The sequence below is a fragment of the Arthrobacter zhangbolii genome, assembly GCF_022869865.1.
Classification (GTDB): domain Bacteria; phylum Actinomycetota; class Actinomycetes; order Actinomycetales; family Micrococcaceae; genus Arthrobacter_B; species Arthrobacter_B zhangbolii.
This window is the reverse complement of record NZ_CP094984.1, coordinates 1,899,441-1,919,460: the sequence shown is the minus strand read 5'-3', so window position 1 is coordinate 1,919,460 and position 20,020 is coordinate 1,899,441. Positions and strand designations below refer to the sequence as shown.

At 66.0% G+C, this 20,020-nt stretch carries 20 protein-coding genes and 1 pseudogene; 2 read left to right on the top strand and 19 right to left on the bottom strand.

From position 1 onward, the window contains the following. Positions 1 to 48: 48 nt before the first annotated feature. The 15 genes from tatC to MUK71_RS08810 all read right to left on the bottom strand — a co-directional run bounded on the left by tatC (position 49) and on the right by MUK71_RS08810 (position 14,923). A complete protein-coding gene (gene tatC, locus MUK71_RS08880) occupies positions 49 to 834 on the bottom strand; it encodes a twin-arginine translocase subunit TatC (RefSeq protein WP_227901845.1) in 786 nt (261 codons plus the stop codon). A gap of 47 nt (positions 835 to 881) precedes the next feature. Next, positions 882 to 1,178 (bottom strand): Sec-independent protein translocase subunit TatA, encoded by a 297-nt coding sequence (tatA, locus tag MUK71_RS08875; protein ID WP_227901846.1) that lies wholly within the window; start codon positions 1,176 to 1,178, stop codon positions 882 to 884. Between the two features lie 33 nt (positions 1,179 to 1,211). Then, entirely contained in the window at positions 1,212 to 1,547 is a 336-nt protein-coding gene (locus tag MUK71_RS08870) for a hypothetical protein (protein WP_227901847.1), read from the bottom strand. Between the two features lie 44 nt (positions 1,548 to 1,591). Continuing rightward, on the bottom strand, positions 1,592 to 3,562 hold the full coding sequence (locus MUK71_RS08865) for a helix-turn-helix transcriptional regulator (RefSeq protein ID WP_227927795.1): 1,971 nt from the start codon (positions 3,560 to 3,562) through the stop codon (positions 1,592 to 1,594). Between the two features lie 97 nt (positions 3,563 to 3,659). Further along, entirely contained in the window at positions 3,660 to 4,055 is a 396-nt protein-coding gene (locus MUK71_RS08860) for an FKBP-type peptidyl-prolyl cis-trans isomerase (RefSeq protein WP_227901849.1), read from the bottom strand. A 51-nt stretch (positions 4,056 to 4,106) separates the two neighbouring features. After that, entirely contained in the window at positions 4,107 to 5,060 is a 954-nt protein-coding gene (locus MUK71_RS08855) for an FKBP-type peptidyl-prolyl cis-trans isomerase (protein WP_227927796.1), read from the bottom strand. Between the two features lie 177 nt (positions 5,061 to 5,237). After that, positions 5,238 to 6,599: a Pup--protein ligase gene (pafA, locus tag MUK71_RS08850; protein WP_227901851.1), complete on the bottom strand. Its 1,362-nt coding sequence runs from the start codon at positions 6,597 to 6,599 to the stop codon at positions 5,238 to 5,240. After that, positions 6,599 to 7,339: a proteasome subunit alpha gene (gene prcA, locus MUK71_RS08845; RefSeq protein WP_227901852.1), complete on the bottom strand. Its 741-nt coding sequence runs from the start codon at positions 7,337 to 7,339 to the stop codon at positions 6,599 to 6,601. The genes pafA and prcA overlap by 1 nt, the downstream gene beginning before the upstream one ends. A 2-nt stretch (positions 7,340 to 7,341) precedes the next feature. Further along, on the bottom strand, positions 7,342 to 8,166 hold the full coding sequence (gene prcB, locus MUK71_RS08840) for a proteasome subunit beta (protein ID WP_227901853.1): 825 nt from the start codon (positions 8,164 to 8,166) through the stop codon (positions 7,342 to 7,344). Between the two features lie 3 nt (positions 8,167 to 8,169). After that, on the bottom strand, positions 8,170 to 8,379 hold the full coding sequence (locus tag MUK71_RS08835; protein WP_227901854.1) for a ubiquitin-like protein Pup: 210 nt from the start codon (positions 8,377 to 8,379) through the stop codon (positions 8,170 to 8,172). A gap of 40 nt (positions 8,380 to 8,419) precedes the next feature. Beyond that, a complete protein-coding gene (gene dop, locus MUK71_RS08830) occupies positions 8,420 to 10,015 on the bottom strand; it encodes a depupylase/deamidase Dop (protein WP_227901981.1) in 1,596 nt (531 codons plus the stop codon). Positions 10,016 to 10,029: 14 nt separating this feature from the next. Continuing rightward, entirely contained in the window at positions 10,030 to 11,790 is a 1,761-nt protein-coding gene (gene arc / locus MUK71_RS08825) for a proteasome ATPase (protein WP_227901855.1), read from the bottom strand. 100 nt (positions 11,791 to 11,890) lie between these two features. Then, the gene (locus MUK71_RS08820; RefSeq protein WP_227901856.1) at positions 11,891 to 12,946 is read right to left on the bottom strand and encodes a tRNA (adenine-N1)-methyltransferase; all 1,056 of its coding nucleotides are present in this window, start codon (positions 12,944 to 12,946) and stop codon (positions 11,891 to 11,893) included. A 97-nt stretch (positions 12,947 to 13,043) separates the two neighbouring features. Further along, positions 13,044 to 14,198, bottom strand: a complete 1,155-nt coding sequence (locus MUK71_RS08815) for a site-2 protease family protein (RefSeq protein ID WP_227927797.1) — start codon at positions 14,196 to 14,198, stop codon at positions 13,044 to 13,046. Next, a complete protein-coding gene (locus tag MUK71_RS08810; RefSeq protein WP_227927798.1) occupies positions 14,195 to 14,923 on the bottom strand; it encodes an HAD family hydrolase in 729 nt (242 codons plus the stop codon). Before MUK71_RS08810 ends, MUK71_RS08815 begins: the two co-directional genes overlap by 4 nt. Positions 14,924 to 15,026: 103 nt before the next feature. On the opposite strand from MUK71_RS08810, the gene MUK71_RS08805 reads away from it, so the two are divergent. Further along, positions 15,027 to 15,911 carry a PAC2 family protein gene (locus MUK71_RS08805; protein WP_227901859.1) on the top strand — a complete coding sequence of 295 codons (885 nt, stop codon included), beginning with the start codon at positions 15,027 to 15,029 and terminating at the stop codon, positions 15,909 to 15,911. Positions 15,912 to 15,981: 70 nt separating this feature from the next. On the opposite strand, the gene mshC is transcribed toward MUK71_RS08805, so the two are convergent. From mshC to MUK71_RS08790, 3 genes and pseudogenes are all read right to left on the bottom strand, one after another. Then, positions 15,982 to 17,262 carry a cysteine--1-D-myo-inosityl 2-amino-2-deoxy-alpha-D-glucopyranoside ligase gene (mshC, locus tag MUK71_RS08800; RefSeq protein ID WP_227901860.1) on the bottom strand — a complete coding sequence of 427 codons (1,281 nt, stop codon included), beginning with the start codon at positions 17,260 to 17,262 and terminating at the stop codon, positions 15,982 to 15,984. A 23-nt stretch (positions 17,263 to 17,285) separates the two neighbouring features. Continuing rightward, entirely contained in the window at positions 17,286 to 18,110 is an 825-nt protein-coding gene (locus MUK71_RS08795) for an undecaprenyl-diphosphate phosphatase (protein ID WP_227901861.1), read from the bottom strand. Positions 18,111 to 18,282: 172 nt separating this feature from the next. Beyond that, positions 18,283 to 18,549, bottom strand: a pseudogene (locus tag MUK71_RS08790) (hypothetical protein); the annotation flags it as partial. A gap of 41 nt (positions 18,550 to 18,590) precedes the next feature. Between MUK71_RS08790 and MUK71_RS08785 the strand changes: the two are divergent. Beyond that, entirely contained in the window at positions 18,591 to 18,824 is a 234-nt protein-coding gene (locus tag MUK71_RS08785; protein ID WP_227901863.1) for a DUF5703 family protein, read from the top strand. A gap of 7 nt (positions 18,825 to 18,831) precedes the next feature. Here MUK71_RS08785 and MUK71_RS08780 read toward each other — a convergent pair whose 3' ends face one another. Further along, complete coding sequence (locus MUK71_RS08780) at positions 18,832 to 19,986, bottom strand: acyl-CoA dehydrogenase family protein (RefSeq protein ID WP_227927800.1); 1,155 nt, start codon at positions 19,984 to 19,986, stop codon at positions 18,832 to 18,834. Between the last annotated feature and the right edge of the window lie 34 nt (positions 19,987 to 20,020).

The following is a 20,020-nucleotide window of genomic DNA, read 5'->3' as shown; positions in this document are numbered from 1 at the left end:
CCCGGCACTGCGCCATATCATCGGTGGGCGAACGTGGACGGGGCCGGTTCAGAGCTCGTGTACGGGCGTGGCGGTGTTCACGTCCGCTGCCACGGCGGCTTCCCTCGATGCCTGCCTGCGGATCCGGCGCTTGTCATTGATCAGGCAGATGCCAACGGCAACGGCAAACAGCAGCAGCAGCGGCGCGGCGAGGTAGAACATGCTCAGGGCGTCTGCACCGGGGGCTGCCATGGCCGCAAACAGGCAGATCACAAACACCGTAATCCGCCAGTACTTCAGCACGGTTTTACCTGTGAGCAGGCCGGCAAGGTTCAGTCCCACCAGGAACACAGGGATCAGGAAGGCGATGCCGAAGGCCAGCAGCAGCCGCAGCACAAAGGCCAGGTAGACGGAGGCGGTGATGACGTTGGAGCCGCCCTCGGGGGTGAACTCGGTCAGCACACGCACGGCGTTGGGCAGGATGAGCCAGGCCAGGCCGACACCGGCCAGGAACAGCGGGACGGCGGCAGCGAGGAACCCCAGGGCCGCCCGGCGTTCCTTGGTCTTTAGCCCCGGCGTGACAAAGGCCCATGCCTGGTAGAGCCAGACAGGGCTGGAGACCAGCAGGCCGATAAAGACCGAGACCTGGATCATCTGGTCAAAGGGGGTAGCCACACCCTCAAAGTTGATCGTGGTGAAGCGGCCGTCGCTGTTGCCCGCATCGATGAGGGGCCTGGTCAGGGCTTCGAAGACGGGCAGGTACAGGAAGAACCCGCCCACGGTGCCCAGGACCACGGCGACGGCGGCCTTGACCAGGCGGTTGCGGAGCTCCCGCAGGTGCTCCTTGAGGGCCATCCGACCCTCAGGGTTGGATTTGCGCCCTTTACGCAGCGCCACGGCTGCTAGCGGCTGGCGGGCGGGTTACCCGCGGAATCCGGGGAACTTCCGGGGGTACCGGACGGCGGGGTCTGACCGGGGAAGAACGTCTGGGACTGTGCCTGCTGCTCAGGGTTCACCACGTGGCCCTCCACCGGGTCGGTGGCGGGTTTGGGGTCTTCGTCCTTCATCTGGCGTACCTCGGACTTGAAGATGCGCAGGGACTGACCAACGCTCCTTGCCAGGCCCGGAAGTTTCGGGGCGCCGAACAGCAGGATAGCCAGTACAACAATGACAATGATTTGCCAGCCTTCAAGCCTCATGGCGGGGTCCTTTCGTTGAGCAATAATTCTATGTCAGAGATCCGGGAGATCGCGCCATGCGCGCGGCTGTCCCTTGGCTGTACGGCGTTCAATGCGCCGCTGCCGGCGTGCGTCGCGGCGCGCGGCCTTCCCGGCCTCGTAGGACGTTCGTGCCGTTGCCGGTTCCATGAAGATCCCGCCGCCGCCCTCCTCCACGACGGTGGAGGACACCGTCTCCGGGACGCTGAAGGACAGTTTCGCTGAAGCGGTCTCGAACTCGCGCAGGATGCCGAGGAACCGCTGGAAGAGCCGGTAGCCGATCAGGGCGTAGAACGCCGCCGCGCCTGCCGCGAGGGCAAGCCAAATGAGTATCCAGGACCACCAAGGCATAGTCCCAGCATAGTGGAGTCTGCTGTGCGGGAACGCAACGGTTCCTAGGCGGGCGGATAGTTCGCTGCGGCCTCCCTTAGCCAGGCCTGCGTTGCTGATCGCAGCTCCGGCGGTGATGCGACGGCGGCGGCTCCGCCCAGCCGGGCAATGAACGCCGGAATCCAGTCGGTATGGGCTGTGCGCAATTCAACTGCCGTCCTGCCGTCGGGAAGGTCCGCGCGCCGTTCGGCGTCGTAGGCTTCGGCCACCCACAGGGCTGACGGCTCCAGCACCAGCACAACCAGGCTGTCCAGCGGCCCTGGCGTGAAGAGGCTCGACGGGAAGGCGGCATCCGTTCCGGGGGCATGGGTCAGGGCCGGCCCGCTGTCCCGGACGCCGTGGATACGGTCCAGCCGGAAATGCCGCATTGCTTCGGCCCGGTGGCACCAGGCTTCCAGATACCAGGTGTTGTCCACGGAGAACAGGCGCCGCGGGTCCACCGTGCGGTCGGTGAGCTCGTCACGGCTGGGTACCAGATAGCGCAGTTCAAGCTGGCGGGCGCCGGCAATGGCCTGCTGGAGCTGGGCCAGGACCGGCGCGGCCGCGGAGTCGTCCAGCCGTGCGGCGACGGCGGTTCCGACTCCGCCTGACTCCCCCGCTGCCGCAGCAAGCTTCTCCAGTGCACTGGCGACCGCCGCTGAGGAGCCGATTCCGGGAAGCGCGGAAAGCGTGTCCAGTCCTACGATCAGTGCCGCTGCCTCGTCCATCCCGAAACGTACCGGCTCGGACAGGTCGTCCGCGTTCTCAATGTAGATTCGGTCATCATCGAAACTGACATCCATCAGGCCGTTGGGGTAATGCCGGGGTCCGCTGACAAAGAGCAGGTTCAGGTCCTTGGCCAGCTGTTCCTTGCTCACCCCGAACACGGCGGCGGTTTCCGCCATATCCGCGCCCTGGTTGGCCAGGACATAGGGCACCAGGTCCAGCAGCCTGGTGAGATGGTCCTGGGCGCCGGAGGCCTGCCGGTGCCCGGGTGCCGCGGGTACCTGCAGCTCGAATGCCGGCAGCGGTCTGTCCTGGACTTCAAGGGATGCCGTCAGGGCGGTCCGGACGCGGTCCACGTACTCTGCCGGCTCGACGGCGACGGCGGCGGCTCCCAGCGCCGCCGTGTCGGCAGCGAGGGCATCAAGGTCACGGACCCGCAGGTGCAGCCGGTCCCGTCCCCCGGATCCTTCGGTTACGGTCAGGGCCTCAAGGCGAAGTGCGGCGCCGGACCCGGGACGCACGTCCACGGCCGCCGGGCGTGGGGGAAACACGCCGTCGAGCGAGGCCAGGGAGGCATCCATGTCAAAGTCCGCGGGCACGGTGTAGGTGCCGGGCCGCAGCCGGACGGGTCCGTCCATCCGTGAGAGCCGGAAGATCCGCTCGGCGTTGCGGTCAAGGTCATAACCGGCCAGGTACCAGTGGCCGAAGCGGCTGCCCATGCCCCACGGCTGCACGCGGCGCAGTGAGTGCTCTCCGGCCCCGGCCGGCCGGTAACCGAAGGTGACCGGAGTGCGTGTCGTGGTGGCCTGCCAGATTTCGTCGAAGTGCGGGTCATTGGTGCGGATGGTGGGCTGCAGCGGGATCCGGCCGGCGTCTTCGGGCAGCACGCCGCGGGCCTGGAGTTTGCGCAGGGCACGGGCGGCGGCGGAGCCCAGGGAGGCCTGGTCCCACATGCGCGCTGCCAGGCCCAGGACCGCTGATTCCTCCGGTGTGAAGCGGACGCCGGGCAGACGGTACGCGTCCTGCCGGATGCGGTAGCGCTGGATGGTGTTGTCCTCGAACATGGGGTCTTCGCTGTAGGACTCCACGGGGATGCCCTGCTCGCGCAGGAAGGCCTTGTCCCGGTCGAAAAGCTTCTCCCGTGCTTCCGGCGAGGAAGCCTCTGCATACAGTTCGATCTCTTCGAACAGCTCGTGCTTGGTAAAGCCCCTGCGGGTGGAGAGCAGGGCAATGACCAGGTTCAGCAGGCGTTCGGTTCTCTTGGCGGACACGGGAGCTAATCTACCTCCCTTCCGGGCAGGGCAGACGACAAAGGGCGGAACCGCCGTCGGTGATGACGGCGGCTCCGCCCTTTGCGGAGGATTCGGATCAGCGGACGCCGAGCAGGTCCACCACGAAGATCAGGGACTCTCCCGGAGCCACGGCGGAACCGGCACCCCGGTCGCCATAGGCCATGGAGGACGGGATTTCCAGCCGGCGGCGGCCGCCGACCTTCATGCCCAGCAGGCCCTGGTCCCAGCCCTGAATGACCTGGCCGACTCCGACACGGAAGTCCAGGGGCGTGCCCCGGTTCCAGGACGCGTCGAATTCCTCGCCGGTGGAGAAGGCAACGCCCACGTAGTGGGTGGAAACCGTGTCGCCTGCCTTCACTTCCTGGCCGTCGCCAACGACGATGTCCTCGATGACGAGATCAGTGGGTGCGTCGTGTTCCGGGAAATCAATCTCCGGCTTCTGACGGTCGTATTCGCGCTTTCCGAATGACATGGTGCTCCTCGCGGTTGAGTCAGGTGTGTCTGGTGAATCAGGTGTTAAAGGCTACTTGACTTCCTGGATGTCTACGACAAACACCAGCGGACCGGACGGGCTGCTGCCGGCGGCAGGATCACCGTAGGAGAGCTCGGACGGCAGGACCAGGAGCACCTTGGAACCGGCCTTCTGGCCGGCCAGGCCGTAGGTCCAGCCGGAGATGACGTTGCTCAGCGGGAACTCGGCGGGTTCTCCCCGCTCGTAGCTGGAGTCGAAGGTGGCACCGTCGCGCAGTCCCACGCCCAGGTAATTGGCCACAACCGTGCCGGACGCTTCCAGCACAGGACCGTCGCCCTCCTCGAGGACCTTCACGATCAGCTTCTCCGGCTCCTCGGCGCCTTCGGGGATGGTGACCGTCGGCGTTCCGTCCTCGGCGAACGTGACCTCGGGCAGCTTGCCGTCAGCGCTGAGGGATTCGACTTCCTCCGGGGCCATCAGCAGGCTGCCGTCCGCGTTGCGGGCGGCTGCTTCATCCTGGGTCAGCGGCTTCACGGTGTCCTTGGCGTCGGTGACGGTGAAGACGAGGAAGTTCTCCTCACGGCCCGTCTCTTCGTCAGCCGGGATGTAGTACGCGAAATCGGAGCCCACGGGTGCACCGAGCAGTGCGTCATACATCTGGGAGTTGCCGGTCTTGAGGTTTTCGTCCACGGCAATGCCTTCGGCCTGTTCCGCGGTGTAGGTCTCCTGGCTGATGGAACCGTCTTCAGGGTTGACAATGGCCAGACGGATCATCGCCGTCTGTTCGGCGGCAACCTCGGCACCGTCACCGTTGTTCACGCGGGTCAGCGTGGGGTCTTCCGCGCTCAGCGGCTTATCAAACTCCACGGTGGGGGCGGCACCGTCCTCTCCCCGTTCGATCTTCACAGAGGACAGCGGGCCGGCGTCGTTCCCTTCGCCCTCACCGCCGGAGCAGGCGGTGAGGAACAGCAGGAAAGGAAGGAGGATGGCTAGTACTTTGCGCACAGTACTTCTTTCAGTGGTGGACATGGGTGTGATGCGGGCGGGCACAAGGGCCCCGGGGCGCACGGGGCTTCCCGGCCGGGAGCCGGGCGCCGCGCAACACCGCAACAGGCCCACCCTAACGGGTTCTCCTGAGTGAATCCTAGGCGCGGCGCAGGAGCCGGTCCTAAAGGCACGGCCTTAGAGGGTGGACAGAAGCGCTTCCACCCGCTCGTCCACGGAGGCAAACGGATCCTTGCACAGGACGGTCTGCTGGGCCCGGTCATTAAGCTTCAGGTGCACCCAGTCCACCGTGAAGTCCCGGTTGGCGGCCTTGGCACGGCGGACAAAGTCACCGCGCAGCTTGGCCCTGGTGGTCTGCGGCGGCTGGTCCACCGCCTCCTTGATGTCACTGTCCTCCACCACCCGCGCGGTTTCCCCGCGTGCCTGCAGCAGGTAGAACAAACCCCGGCGCCTGGAGATGTCGTGATAGGTCAGGTCCACCTGGGACAGGCGCGCGGAGGACATCTCCAGGCCGTGCCGTTCACTGACCCGGTCCACCAGCTTCTTCTTGATGGCCCAGTCAATCTCGGTATCGATACCTGAATGGTTCCCGGATTCGATTGCGTCCAGGGTCCGTTCCCAGAGGTCCACCACGCGTCCGGTATGCCGGTTGTGCCCGCCGTTCACGGCCACGAAGTCCTTGACCCGCTGCAGGTAAATGCGCTGCAGTTCCAGCGGCGTGATGGTGGAGCCGTTGGCCAGTCTCAGCGGCTGCCGGCCCGAGAGGTCATGGGAGGTTTCCCGGATGCTGCGGATAGGGTTTTCCAGCCGCAGGTCACGCATCAGCACCCCGGCTTCGATCATCCGCAGCATCAGGTCCACGGATCCGGCCTTGAGGAGCAGGGTGGTTTCGGACATGTTCGAGTCCCCGGCGATCACGTGCAGGCGCCGGTAGTGCTCGGCGTCGGCATGCGGCTCGTCACGGGTGTTGATGATGGGCCGGGACCGGGTGGTGGCCGAGGAGACCCCTTCCCAGATGTGGTCCGCGCGCTGGGAGAAGGCATAGAGGGAACCGGACTGGGTCTTGAGCACCTTGCCGGCGCCGACCAGCAGCTGGCGGGTGACCAGGAACGGGATCAGGACATCGGCGAGCCGGGAAAACTCCAGCCTGCGCGGGATCAGGTAGTTTTCGTGGCTGCCGTAGGAATTCCCGGCAGAGTCGGTGTTGTTCTTGAACAGGTAGACGCTGCCGTTGAAGCCTTCGGCCTTCAGCCGGTCTTCGGCCTCGTCCACCAGATCGTCCAGGATCAGCTCACCGGCCCGGTCATGGGCCACCAGCTGCGCCAGGTCGTCGCATTCCGCGGTGGCGTACTCGGGGTGGGATCCGACGTCGAGGTAGAGGCGGGAACCATTGGTGAGGAACACGTTGGAGGAACGTCCCCAGCTGACCACCTTGCGGAAGAGGTAGCGGGCTACTTCCTCCGGGGACAGGGGTCGTGAGTCCGGCCCTGAGTAGGCAATGCCGAATTCCGTTTCGACGCCGAAGATCCTGCGGTCCATCAGTCTCCTTCCGCGCTGGACAGCAAGCGGTCCAGCTCAACGGTGTTTATCCTGCGGAAGGCCCTGACGGTCCCCCGTGTGGAGAGCGGGTCCCTGTCGAGGACGGCCACTTCGAGCAGGCCGGCGCCCAGGGGTTCAGCCGGCTGCCCGGATCCGGCGCCCTCGGGCGTGCGGGTGGCAGCCAGTGCACGCACTGCCGTCCGGATGGCGGACGGGAAGTCCGCGTCCTGGTTCCAGGTGCGCGCCAGTGCTTCGTTGACAATTTCGGCCTGTCCGCCCATTACCGTGTAGTTGCTTTCATCGGCGATTGAGCCGTCGAAATTGAGCCGGTACAGGTGGTCGGAGTAGGGATCGGCGCCGACCTCCACTACAGCCAGTTCCACTTCGAACGGCTTGCCCTCGGTGGTAAAGACCGAGCCCAGGCTCTGTGCGTAGACACTGGCAAGGCCGCGCGCGGAGACGTCCTCCCGGGAATAGGAATAGCCGCGCACGTCAGCGAAGCGGATGCCTGCCTGGCGCAGGCTTTCGAATTCGTTGTATTTGCCGACGGCGGCGAAACCGATGCGGTCGTAGATTTCGCTGAGTTTATGCAGTGACGGCGAGGGGTTCTCCGCCACCAGGGCAATCCCCTCACGGCAGGTAAGCACCACCACTGAGCGTCCCCTGGCGATGCCTTTCCGGGCGAAATCCGCCCGGTCCTTCATGAGCTGTTCGGGCGAGACGTAGAACTGCTGGGTCACGGTTACGCCTCCAGTCCGGCGGCGGAGCGCCGTTGGATCAGTTCAGTCGAAAGTTCCTGCAGCTCGCGTTCGGGGATTTCCCGGTTCCCGGCGCTGTTGACCACGTAGATCACGGGCCAGAGGCGGCGCACCACATCGGGCCCGCCGGTGGCCGAATCGTCGTCGGCTGCGTCGTAGAGGGATTCCACCGCCACCCGGACCGCTTCGTCCTCGTCCATATTCGGCCGCCAGAGTTTCTTCAGGGCGCCCCTGGCAAACACGGATCCGGAGCCTACCGAGTGGTGCTCATACTCCTCATAACGGCCGCCGGTGACGTCGTAGGAGAAGAGCCGCCCGGTCCGCCGCTGCGTGTCGTAGCCGGCGAACAGCGGAACCACGGCCAGTCCCTGCAGCGCCAGCGGCAGGTTGGAGCGCACCATGGCTGCGAGCCGGTTGGACTTGCCGTCCAGGCTCATGGGCGTGCCTTCGATCTTTTCGTAATGCTCCAGCTCCACCTGGAACAGGCGGATCATGTCCAGGGCAAGCCCGGCGGTACCGGCAATGCCCAGGACGGAGTAATTGTCCGCCGGGAACACCTTCTTGATGTGCCGGCTGGCAATCATGTTGCCCATGGTCGCCCGCCGGTCCCCCGCCATCAGGACGCCGCCCGCGTAGGACAGCGAGACGATGGTGGTGGCCTGCGGAGCCAGCCCGGCTCCGGATCCCGCGGATACGGGCCCGAGGGTCCGCGATGAGGGCAGCAGTTCCGGGTTATGCCTGGTGAGATGTTCGGTGAAGGAGGACGAGGGTGCTTGATGGACAGCGGCAGCAGGGTCCCGGGGGCCCATCCGTCACTGACCGCCCTTTTGGATAAAACCGCGGACAAACTCTTCCGCGTTGTTCTCGAGGACACCGTCAATCTCATCCAGCAGGTCGTCCACGCCTTCTGTTTCCGCGCTGGCCGCGGGTGCCTCCGTCTCGGCTGTGGGAGGAGGAACTGCTTCGGTTTCCTCCTGTTCGGCGGGATGCGTTCCGGTGGTTTTGCGGTCCTGGGTTGCCATGATGCGAAGCCCTTTCTTGCCCGGGGGATGAATCCTAGTCCTATGGTGCCACGGTGGCCGCTGAACCGGTCAGGAGTCTGGCGACAAAATCCTCCGCATCGGCGGAAGCGTTGAAAAGTTCCTCGGTCAGGGCCCTGGTTCCGCGCAGCGGCTCCCGGGTGGGGATGCGCTGAAGCCGCCGGCGGGAGGGCAGTTCAAAGATGATGGAATCCCAGCTCGCCCCGATCACTTCACGCGGGAAGCGTCGGAGGCAGTTGCCGCGGAAATAGGCGCGGGTGTCCTCGGGCGGATGCGTCACGGCCCGGGCGATCTCCTCATCGGTGAGCACCCGGTCCATCTGCCCGCGTGCGGCCAGCCGGTAGTACAAACCCTTTTCCGGGCGCATGTCCGAGTACTGCAGGTCCACCAGATGCAGGCGTGCATCGGACCAGGCCAGCCCGTCGCGTTCCCGGTAGGCCTGCAGGATTTTCAGCTTGGCCACCCAGTCCACCGAGGCTGCGGCTTCCAGCGGATCCCGTTTCAGCGTGCCCACCAGCGACGTCCAGCGGGAGAGGATGTCCTCGGTGTCCGCGTCCGCCTCCCCTGCCGCGCGGGCGTGGGCGGCGGCGGCCTGGAGATACATCTCCTGCAGGTCCAGGCCGGTGACCATCCGGCCGTCGGCCAGTTCAACCAGCTGCTGCAGGGTGGGATCGTGGCTGATCGCCTGCAGTGCGCCCACCGGATCCCGGAGCTCTATGGCGGGAACGGTGCCGGCCTCGATCATGGACAGGACCAGGGAGGTGGTGCCCGTCTTCAGCAGCGCGGACACCTCACTTAGGTTCGCATCACCGATGATCACGTGCAGCCGGCGGTATTTTTCCGCCACCGCGTGCGGCTCATCCCGCGTGTTGATAATCGGCCGCCGGATGGTGGTCTCCAGGCCGACTTCGGTTTCGAAGAAATCCGCCCGCTGGCTTAGCTGGAACCCCTGGCGCTGGTTGTTGGTGCCGATACCCACCCGGCCCGAGCCGACAATGACCTGGCGTGAAACAAAAAACGGCACCAGACCGCTGACAAGGCTGCCGAACGGGACGCTGCGGGGCACCAGGTAGTTCTCGTGGGAACCGTAGGAGGCGCCTTTGTTGTCGGTGTTGTTTTTGTACAGGTTCACGGGAGCAAAACCCGGCATACGCGCAATGTGGCGCATCGCCGCGAGCACCACCGCGTCCCCGGCCTTGTCCCACAGCACTGCGTCGCGCGGCCGGGTGACCTCCGGGGACGAGTACTCCGGATGGGCATGGTCCACGTACAGGCGTGCCCCGTTACCCAGCACCATGTTCATCAGCACCGGATTATCGGAGGTCTGCTCCCCGTAGAGGGCAGCGGGTCCCCCGCCCTCCAATGCGATCTGTTCGGCGTCGAGCACCGGCGGATCATCGGTGAGCTGGGTGGGATCCGCCGCCGCCCGGGGCACCGCAAATCCGCGGGCATCATTGAGCGGTGCCTCGTCCGTGTAGTCCCAGCGCGTTCCGGAGAGGTTGCCCGCTCCGGCACGCAGGCTCGCCGCGTAGGCGTTGACAATCTGGCTGGAGAGCACAGTGGCGTTGGCCGAGGGCAGCGACGGCGCCAGGATCCCGTATTCGGTCTCGGTTCCCATCACGCGGCGCACGGTCACAGATACTGCCCCGGGTTGGCGGCGGTTTCGATGGTGCGGCCCGGTTCCTGACCGGCCTTGCCCTGGACGATGGTGCGGATATAGGTAATGCGCTCGCCCTTCTTGCCCGAGATCCGTGCCCAGTCATCCGGGTTGGTGGTGTTGGGCATATCCTCATGCTCGCGGAATTCATCCACGACGGCGCGCATCAGGTGTTCGATGCGCAAACCGCGCTGATGCAGCTGGAGCAGGTCCTTGATGGCGTACTTCTTGGCCCGGTCCACAACGTTCTGGATCACCGCCCCGGAGTTGAAGTCCTTGAAGTACAGCATCTCGGTGTCCCCGTTGGCGTAGGTGACTTCCAGATACTCGTTGGCCTTGTCCTCTGCGTACATCTTTTCCACGGTGCGGCGGATCATTTCGCGGACCGTGGCCACCGGATCGTAGCCGTGTTCGGCCAGGTCTTCCCGGTGCAGGGGAAGGTCCGGGGTCAGGTACTTGGTGAAGATCTCTGCGGCCCCTTCCGCGTCGGGCCGCTGGATCTTGATCTTCACGTCAAGCCGTCCCGGCCGCAGGATGGCCGGATCGATCATGTCTTCACGGTTCGAGGCGCCGATGACGATCACGTTTTCCAGCTTTTCGACGCCGTCGATCTCGCTGAGCAGCTGCGGAACAATGGTGGTTTCGACGTCGGAGGACACTCCGGTTCCACGGGTGCGGAAGAGCGAATCCATTTCGTCGAAGAACACGACCACGGGGCTTCCGTCCGAGCCCTTTTCCCGTGCCCTGCCGAAGATCAGCCGGATGTGGCGCTCGGTCTCCCCCACGTACTTATCCAGCAGTTCGGGACCCTTGATGTTCAGGAAGTAGCTGCGTGCCCCCTGCATGCCGGTCTGTTCCATCACCCGGGCAGCCAGGGCATGTGCCACGGCTTTGGCAATCAGGGTTTTGCCGCAGCCGGGAGGGCCGTAGAGCAAAATGCCCTTGGGTGGCTTCAAGCCGTGTTCGCGGTACAGGTCCGGATGCATAAAGGGCAGTTCCACTGCGTCGCGGATCTGTTCGATCTGCGGACCCAGGCCGCCGATGTCTGCGTAGGAGATGTCCGGGACCTCTTCCAGGACGAGGTTCTCCACTTCACTGCGCGGAATCTTCTCCAGCGCGTAGCCGATGCGGGTGTCCACGGTCAGCGCGTCACCCACCCGCACTTTCTCCCGGCCAAGGGGACCATTGAGCCGGACCACGCGCTCGTCGTCGGCCCGGCCGATCACCAGCACCCGGTCCGATCCCAGGAGTTCCTTCACCGTGAACAGTTCGCCCGCCCGTTCAAAGCCGAGCGCAGCTATCACGGTGAGGGATTCGTTGAGCAGTACCTCCTGGCCCGGGACTATCTGTCCCAGGTCCAGGAGGGGGGAAACCGCCACGCGCAGTTTGCGCCCGGACTGGATGATGTCCAGGCTCTCCTGGACGGCTGCCGCGGTGGTCACACCGGGCTGCGCGTCACCGCGCTGGTTGACTCCGATCACGGTGCCAAAGCTGAAAGGTGTGGCACCCTCGTTCTCCAGGGCATCCTTCAACCGGATGATCTCCGACTTCGCGGTCTCCAGCATGGCCACGAGCCGGGCGTTGTTGTGTGTCAGGGCAGCAAGCTGCCGGTCCAGATTCCGTAGTTTGTCACGAAGGACATTCAACTGCCGTGCTTCCGTGCTGGTTCCAGCCGCTGAGGATACGGGCCGGGTTTCCCCGGTTCCCGGTCCGGTGTTCTCGGGTTCAGCCATCATGCCGACCGCCTTCACGTTGCTCTGGGTCTGTCCAACGACAGTAACCCAGGGCGCCGTGAGAAACACGGGGTCAGGTCTCTTGTGTTTCGGCAGTTACCCGTTATGGGGTGCCGGACTCCTGCTGGAACTTTTCAGCGCTTTCCAACGCACCCCGCTGGACGGTGGAACTGGCGTCCCGTGCCGCCCGGCGCAGCTTGTGGGCTGAGACCTCCCGCTCGCCCACCGCAGCGGGGGTCCAGGCGTTCATGTCCTCTTCGCTGAAGTTGGTCTTGGACGCCCGGCGCTTGGCCACGAGGCCGGTGGCGCCCTCGGCCAGCCGACGGGCTGTCAGAAGGAAACCGGTGTGCGCCACCATGCGGTGGTCCGGCCGTACGGCAAGCCCCTCCAGGTGCCAGCCACGGACCATGGATTCCCAGCCATCGGGTTCGGTGAAGCGGCCGTCGGCCCGGATGGCCTCTGCGGTGCGGGAGAGCTGGGTAACCGTGGCGACGTAGGAAATCCATACACCGCCCGGGGCCAGGACGGTGGCAACGGCGTCGGTGCATTCCCAGGGGGCGAGCATGTCCAGGACCACCCGGTCCACGCTGCCGGGTGCCTGGGTCTTCACCACTTCGTCCTGGAAGTCGCCCAGGCTGATGTCCCAGGCCGGGTGCGGTCCGCCGAAGAAGGTCTCCACGTTGCCGCGGGCAATCTGTGCGAATTCCTCACGCCGTTCGTAGGAGTGCAGGCTGCCCTGGTCACCCACGGCACGCAGCAGTGAAATGCTCAGCGCACCGGAACCGACGCCGGCTTCCACCACCCGCGCGCCCGGGTAGATATCCGCCATGGTGACGATCTGCGCCGCGTCTTTGGGGTAGACCACGGCCGCACCGCGGGGCATGGAGAGGACGAAGTCGGAGAGCAGCGGGCGAAGGATCTGGTACTGGTGGCCGGCCGTGTTCGTGACAACGGACCCTTCGGGCAGCCCGATGACGGAGTCGTGCTGCAGGTAGCCGCGGTGCGTGTGGAATGCCCCGCCCTCGGTGAGGGTGATGGTGTTCCGGCGTCCCTTTTCGTCGGTGAGCTGGACCCGCTCGCCGGGGCGCAGCGGCCCCCTGCGGATTTCAGCTCCGTGCGGCGCTGCGGCGGTGTCCTGCTCCTGGTTATCGGAGTTCATGGTGTTTCCTTTGGTTCTTGTGCGGGTCTGTACTGCCTCGGACCGGTGAGGGGCGGGGCGGGGTCAATGTGGGATACGGGAGGCTGCGGGTCCGGTGCTACCGGGCCGGGCGGGCCGGTTTGCCGGTCATTGCGGCGATGACTGCGGCCTTGTGGAGCAGGCCGACCACCCGGCCCTCCCGGTTGATCACGGCGTACTCACCGCCGGTCAGCTTGGAAAGGTACTGCACCAGTTCCTGCCCGGAGGCGGCATCGGGTATGTAGGCACCCGGGGCCAGCGGGCGGGAAACGGCGTTTACCGTGACGGTGGCCGAGTGTTCCGGCGGCACCTGGGCCAGGGCACCGCGGTCCACCACGGCTTCCGGCTGACCGGTTGGCGCAGTGATGACCACAGCTGCGTCCGGGTGTTCGCGGATCAGGTGCGCGGCGACGGCGGCGGTGGACCCGGCAGGCAGCGAAACGGCCGGTTTCATCAGGGCTTCGGCGCTGACCTGCGGCAGCCGCAGCCGCATCCGGGCGTTGGTGATGGCAGCCCCGGCGCCCATCCAGAGGAAACCGCAGAGCAGTGCAGCCACCAGGACCAGGCTCAGCGACGGCGATTCACCGCGCAGGTAGGGAGGAACAAACAGTGCCGCCAGCAGCAGCACCACAATGATGCGGCCTGCCCAGCCGGCTGCCACGGTGCCGCGCTCCTGGGAGCCCGTAGCCTTCCAGACGGCGCTCTCCACAATCCGGCCGCCGTCCAGCGGCAGGCCCGGCAGGACGTTGAAAATGGCCACCAGCAGGTTGGCGTAGACAAAGATCAGAGTGACCAGCTGGCCTACGCTGCCGGCCGGTACCAGCTGCAGCACGCCGAAACCGATGGCTGCCAGGACGAAATTGGCCGCCGGTCCGGCAAGGGCGACCACCAGGGAACGCCCCGGCGTCGAGCGGAGGTCGCCGAACTGTGTGTGACCGCCCCAGAGGGTGAGGACAATCCTGGCGGTGGGCCAGCGGTAGGCCCTGGCGGTGAGGGCGTGGGCAACTTCGTGGGCGAGGACGGACAGCAGGAGCAGCAGGGCATAACCGAACGCGACGGCGTAGGCACCGATTCCGAGGTACGGGAACGCGCCGCGGACCTGGGGGCCGAACACGGCGACGATCAGCGCGGCGATAATGAACCACGAATAAGCCAGGATGATCGGCACACCGGCGATGCTGCCCAGCGGTATGCCTTCCCTGCGTCCGGTTCCCGCCGGATCGGTACTGCTCACCTGGCGGGCTCCGGGACAGTGGCGGGGAGCAGGCTGATCAGATCGCGGACACCCCGGCCGGCGAGCGTATCCCATTCGTGCTCCACCGTCCCGGGTGGCAGCGGAACGAAGTTGGGGATGCCAAGGGTCACGAGGCCGGCGGCACGGGCGGAGGCGGTTCCGGGGAGCGAATCCTCGATGGCCACTACCCGGTCGGGGCGCAGATCCGGAACAGTCCGGGCGAGCGTCTCGAATGCCTGCAGGTACGCCTCCGGGTGCGGTTTGCCGGCGTCGACCATGTCACCGGTGACCACCAGGTCGAAGCTGCCGGCCGGCAGGGACTCGACAATCACCTTCGCCAGGACCGGTTCGGACATGGTGACCATGCCGCACGGAATGCCTGCCTCCTTCAGCCCGGCCAGCAGCTCGCGGGCCCCGGGGCGCCACGGCACGTCCTGCCGCACCTGATCGGCCACGCGGTTGATGAGGCGGTCGACAATCGTACGGACGGGGAGGTCCACGCCTGCCTTACGGAGCATGCCCGCTCCGAATTCCAGGGCCTGGCCCACCATGGCCTCCGCCTGCGCCTCGGTCCATTCCACTCCGAAACTCAGGGCAAGGTCCTTCTCGGCGGCGATCCAGTACGGTTCGGTATCCACGATGGTGCCGTCCATGTCCCAGAAAACAGCCTGCAGGGACGGATCGGCGGAACTGCGGACGGAATTGGCTGAGGCGTGTTCGGGCATGTCCTCAGTCTAAGGGGCGGCGGCAGAGTGTGTTTCTTTTGCTCTCCGCGAAGCCCCGCTACGCGGTCCTGACACGAGGTGGTCCGGGGCATAGTGTGGTCGTGTGAGCAATACTGATGGCTTTGGCGCCGCTGGCCTCCAGGACTATTTTGGTGACGATTCGCCCTCAGGGCGCGTCACGGTGATGCTGGCTGCCTTCGAAGGATGGAACGACGCCGGCGAAGCCGCCTCCGACGCCCTGAAGGTCCTGAGCAGGCACTGGGACAGCGAAAAAATAGCCAGCATAGACGCCGACGAATACTACGACTTTCAGTTCACCCGGCCCGCGATCAGGCGCACCGCCTCCGGGGCCCAGCGGATCAAGTGGCCCACCACGCGGATTTCAAGGGCGGAAGTCCCGGACAGCAACCTGGACGTCATCTTCGTCACCGGGGTGGAGCCGTCCTACAAGTGGCGCGCCTACACCGCCGAGATTATTGCCCTGGCCAAGGAACTCGATGTGGACTGTATTGTCCTGGCCGGGGCCCTGCTCGCCGATGTTCCGCACTCCCGGCCCATTCCGGTCACCGCCACGTGCGAGGAAGCGGACCTGCAGGATGCCCTGACCCTGGAGCCATCGACCTATGAAGGCCCCATCGGCATTGTCGGCGTGGTCTCCCATATGGCGGGGCTGGCGGACATTCCCTCGGTTTCGCTGTGGGCCGCGGTGCCGCACTATGTAGGGCAGGCGCCGTCGCCCAAGGCGCAGCTTGCCTTGCTCAACCGCATCGAAGAACTCCTGCAGGTGCCGTTGGAAACCCAGCTGCTCACCGAAGAGGCCGAAGCCTGGGAACGCGGGGTGGATGAGCTGGCTACCGAGGATCCGGAAGTGGCAGCGTATGTGCGCCAGCTGGAGGAAGCCAAGGACACCGCAGAGCTGCCCGAGGCCAGCGGCGAGTCGATTGCCCGCGAGTTCGAGCGTTACCTCAAGCGCCGGCGCCGGGACTGACAGCACTCCCCCGGCCGGCAGCATCCCGCGGGACGCGCGCAGCCGGGGGCGGGTTCCTAGAGGCGGGTTCCTAGAGGCGGATGCCCAGCAACGCGTTGACTGCGGCGGAAACCAGTTCCCCGCCGCCCCGGGTGCCCGGTGTGCCCGCGGATACGGCTGCGGATGCCCAGGCATCCACGGCCCGCAGCGCGGCAGGTGCGTCCAGGTCCTCTGCCAGTGCGGCGCGGATCTGCTGCAGCAGCGTCCTGGCGGCGTCTTCGGCAGTATATTCAAGCGCCCTGCGCCAGTCGGCGAGACGCTGTTCGGCCGCGCGCAGCTGGTCAGCCGTCCAGAACCAGTCGCTCCGGTAATGGTGTCCCAGGAGAACCAACCGGATGGCCGCGGGCTCCACGCCGTCGGCACGCAGCCGCGAGACGAGCACCAGGTTGCCCAGCGACTTGCTCATTTTCTCGCCGTCAAGGCCCACCATGCCGGCGTGGGCATAGTGGGAGGCCAGCGGCGCACCGGAACAGGCGTAGGCATGGCCGGCACTCATCTCATGGTGCGGGAACACCAGATCGGATCCGCCTGCCTGCACGGTAAACGGCCGGGGAAGGAACCGCTGGGCAATGACGGAGCACTCAATGTGCCAGCCCGGACGGCCGCGGCCGAGCCGGCCGCCGTCCCAGGACGGCTCGCCGGTGCGTGCCTGGCGCCACAGCAGCGGATCCAGGGCGTTGCGCTTGCCCGGCCGTTCAGGGTCGCCGCCGCGTTCGGCGAACACCGGCAGCATCTCCTCCCGGCTCATGTGGGAGACCTGCCCAAGCCACCAGGCATCCGGGTCTGACGGGGCCAGCGCTGACGCGGCGTCGACGTCGAAGTACAGATCGCCGTCGGGTTCCCCGGCGCTGCCGGGCACCCGGTACGCCAGTCCGCGGTCCATGAGGGCTTCAACTGCCGGGACGATCCATTCAACGGACTCCACCGCACCGATGTAGTGGTCCGGTGCCAGGACGTTGAGGGCTTCCATGTCGTCACGGAAGAGCTGTGTCTGTTCCGCGGCGAGCTCCCGCCAGTCCACTCCCGTGGCGTTGGCGCGCTCCAGCAGCGGATCATCCACGTCGGTGACGTTCTGCACGTAGGTGACGGTGTGCCCGGCGTCCCGCCACTGGCGGTTGAGCAGGTCGAAGGCAACGTACGTGGAGGCATGGCCCATATGGGTGGCGTCATAGGGGGTGATTCCGCAGACGTACATGCTGGCGGCACCGTCCGGCTGCACGGTCACATGTTTTTGTGCAGCCGTGTCATACAGACGGATGTCATCCGAGGTTCCGGGCAGGGAGGGCAGGGAGGGGGATTTCCAGGCAATCACCTAACAAACTCTACTGCTCACGGCTAGGCCGTAATGACGCCGAAGCCCAGCAGCAGGTAGATGCACACGCCCAGCAGGATGCGGTACCAGACGAACAGGCGGTAACTGCGGGTTGAGACGTAGCGCAGGAACCAGCCGATGATGACAAAGCCCACAACGAAGGCAACCACGGTGGCGGCGCCGGTCTGCAGCGCCGTGTACGGCATGGGCTCGTCGATTGACTTCACCAGCTGGAAGAGTCCGCTGCCGAAGACGGCGGGTATGGCCAGCAGGAAGGCGTAGCGGGCAGCCGCTTCACGGGTGTACCCCATCAGCAGGCCGGCAGTAATGGTGCCGCCGGAACGCGAGACGCCGGGGATCAGTGCCAGGGCCTGGGCGAATCCGTACAGGATGCCGTGCTTGTAGGTCAGCTTGTCCAGGGTGCGCTGCTGCCGTCCAACAGTGTCCGCCACCGCCAGGATGATGCCGAAGACAATCAGCATGGTGGCCACGATCCACAGGCTGCGGAAGGTGTTTTCGATCTGGTCCTGGAAGAGGAGCCCCAGGACCACAATGGGCAGTGTGCCGATAATGATCAGCCAGCCCATCCGGGCATCCGGATCGCTGCGCGGCACCCGGCCCACCAGGGAGCCCCACCAGGATTTGATAATCCTGACGATGTCCTTCCAGAAGTACACGGCCACCGCCGTTTCAGTGCCCAGCTGGGTGATGGCGGTAAAGGCGGCACCCGGATCCTGTGCACCGGGCAGCAACTCACCGACAATGCGCAGGTGGGCGCTGGAGGAGATGGGGAGGAATTCTGTCAGGCCCTGGATCAGGCCAAGGAAGATCGCTTCAAACCAATTCACACTAGAACTCTATGACACGAACTCCGTGCCCCGCGGACGGGGTCCCCGGTGCCGGCAGCGGGTTCTTCCGGGATTACCAGCCCGCCGGGCGGTTGCTGCCGTTGTCTCCGGTGTCCGGAGTGCGTCGGCTTTCGGGCCGGGTTGACGGGGCATCGCCGGTAAGGTCCGGGCCGATGACGTCGATGCTGTCGTCTTCGGCCGGATCCAGCTCGTCACCGGTTTCATAGTCCTCGTCATCGTCCTCATAGATCTCCAGCGGGGTGACTTCCCCGTAGGCGTCGTAGAGGACTTCCTCGTAGACTTCGAAGGCATCCGCAATTGCCAGATACGCGCTCTCCACCACCGGGTCCTTCTCGCCGCGGCGGGTTGCGGCGGCGGCAAGGTGCTCCTCCAGGGCGGTAATCAGGGACTGGAGCGCGATGCGCGGATCTATGCTCATGCACTAGACGTTAGCTGTAAAGTAGGCAAAATTGGAGGGAAATGCGCGAACAAATTCTTGCACCGGATGTCTCCCGCCGGCCGGAAAACGCCCGGGACTATGAGTACCTAGTGGTGTCGGTAGATCCCACTGAGCCGCTTCACGAAGCGCGCCGACGGCTGGTTGAGCACGCCGAATACGGGAAGTGGGAGCTGCACCGAAGCCGGATTTACAGCGGCGGTGGCCGCCGTTTCTGGCTGCGCCGCCGGATCCTGCGGGTACAGCGCACCGCCTGAGCCCGGATTACCCGCTGTCCACCGGCCCCAGGACAGCATTGGCCACACTGGCATGCACCGAGTCCTCGCTGGAGGGATGGAACATGCCCGCGAGGACATCGCGGTACAGCCGCTCCAGTTCCTGCCCGCGGGAGTAGGCCTTTCCCCCTGCCACGCGCACCGCGGTTTCCACGACGCTGCGGGCGGTCTCCGTGGACCGGTATTTCAGGCCCGAGAGCAGCGGGAACCAGTAGGTCCCGTGATCGACGCCCTCTTCCAGGTCCCGGGCGACGGCTGCGAGCTGCAGGTGCACCCCGTCCATGCGCAGTGCCGCATCGGCGATCTTCCACCGGGTCTCCGGATGGGCCGACGCCGGAACCCCGTCGGGCGAGACGCGCCCCGCCGCTGCCTCGGCTGCCAGCTGGACGGCCCGGTCGCCTATCCCGGTGTACACGGCAGAGAGCAGGGTCTCGAACATGCTGAAGATCCCGAATACAAAAGCGTCCCCGTGTGGGCCTACGGGCGTGGACCGGACCATCCGGCCCGCCGGAACCTCGGCTCCCTCCAGTCGTGTGGTGCAGGACTGGCTGGCACGCATGCCCATGGTGTTCCAGTCATCAGCCGTGCTGATGCCTGCCGTGCCCCGATCAGCGAATCCGAAGACCAGCCGCGGCTCGCCGGGGTCCGTGGCGTCCTTGCCGAAAATCCCCAGCCGCGTCCATGCCGGGGACAGGCTCGTGAAGATCTTGGTTCCGGTGAAGGCATAGCCGCCGTCCCCCAGCGGACGCGCGGAGGTGTGCGAGTCAAAGAGCACCGCCGGGTTGCCGGGTTCGGAGACCCCGAAGGCGAACAGCTCCCCCGCGGCAGCCTCCCGGAGAATGAACGCCAGGGAATCATCTCCGCGCAGGGCCAGCAGGTGGGCAACCCCGCACCACACCAGGTGCATGTTCACCGCCAGGGCGGTGGCGGGTGCCGCGCCTGCCAGCAGCCGCTGGCAGGCCACGACGTCGGGCACCCCCATACCCGACCCGCCCTCGGTGAGCGGCGTGAACAGGGCAAGGTAACCTGCTGCGCGCAGATCCTCCAGGTCCTCCGTGAAGAAGGAATTGGTATCGTCATAGCCGGCTGCGCGGGAGCGCAGCCGCTCCAGCAGTTCGGGGCTGAGGATTTCGGTGGCCGGCACGGCGGCGCTCCTTTCGCAGAAGGCGGTCTGGCCC

What these genes read in the sequence shown, in the direction of transcription:
- arc (WP_227901855.1), bottom strand. Translation starts at nt 11,790, where the DNA reads ATGATGGCTGAACCCGAGAACACCGGACCGGGAACCGGGGAAACCCGG.
- dop (WP_227901981.1), bottom strand. Translation starts at nt 10,015, where the DNA reads ATGGGAACCGAGACCGAATACGGGATCCTGGCGCCGTCGCTGCCCTCG.
- tatC (WP_227901845.1), bottom strand. Translation starts at nt 834, where the DNA reads ATGGCCCTCAAGGAGCACCTGCGGGAGCTCCGCAACCGCCTGGTCAAG.
- prcB (WP_227901853.1), bottom strand. Translation starts at nt 8,166, where the DNA reads ATGGGCCCCCGGGACCCTGCTGCCGCTGTCCATCAAGCACCCTCGTCC.
- MUK71_RS08860 (WP_227901849.1), bottom strand. Translation starts at nt 4,055, where the DNA reads ATGTCATTCGGAAAGCGCGAATACGACCGTCAGAAGCCGGAGATTGAT.
- MUK71_RS08810 (WP_227927798.1), bottom strand. Translation starts at nt 14,923, where the DNA reads ATGCCCGAACACGCCTCAGCCAATTCCGTCCGCAGTTCCGCCGATCCG.
- MUK71_RS08820 (WP_227901856.1), bottom strand. Translation starts at nt 12,946, where the DNA reads ATGAACTCCGATAACCAGGAGCAGGACACCGCCGCAGCGCCGCACGGA.
- MUK71_RS08835 (WP_227901854.1), bottom strand. Translation starts at nt 8,379, where the DNA reads ATGGCAACCCAGGACCGCAAAACCACCGGAACGCATCCCGCCGAACAG.
- pafA (WP_227901851.1), bottom strand. Translation starts at nt 6,599, where the DNA reads ATGGACCGCAGGATCTTCGGCGTCGAAACGGAATTCGGCATTGCCTAC.
- MUK71_RS08870 (WP_227901847.1), bottom strand. Translation starts at nt 1,547, where the DNA reads ATGCCTTGGTGGTCCTGGATACTCATTTGGCTTGCCCTCGCGGCAGGC.
- MUK71_RS08785 (WP_227901863.1), top strand. Translation starts at nt 18,591, where the DNA reads ATGCGCGAACAAATTCTTGCACCGGATGTCTCCCGCCGGCCGGAAAAC.
- tatA (WP_227901846.1), bottom strand. Translation starts at nt 1,178, where the DNA reads ATGAGGCTTGAAGGCTGGCAAATCATTGTCATTGTTGTACTGGCTATC.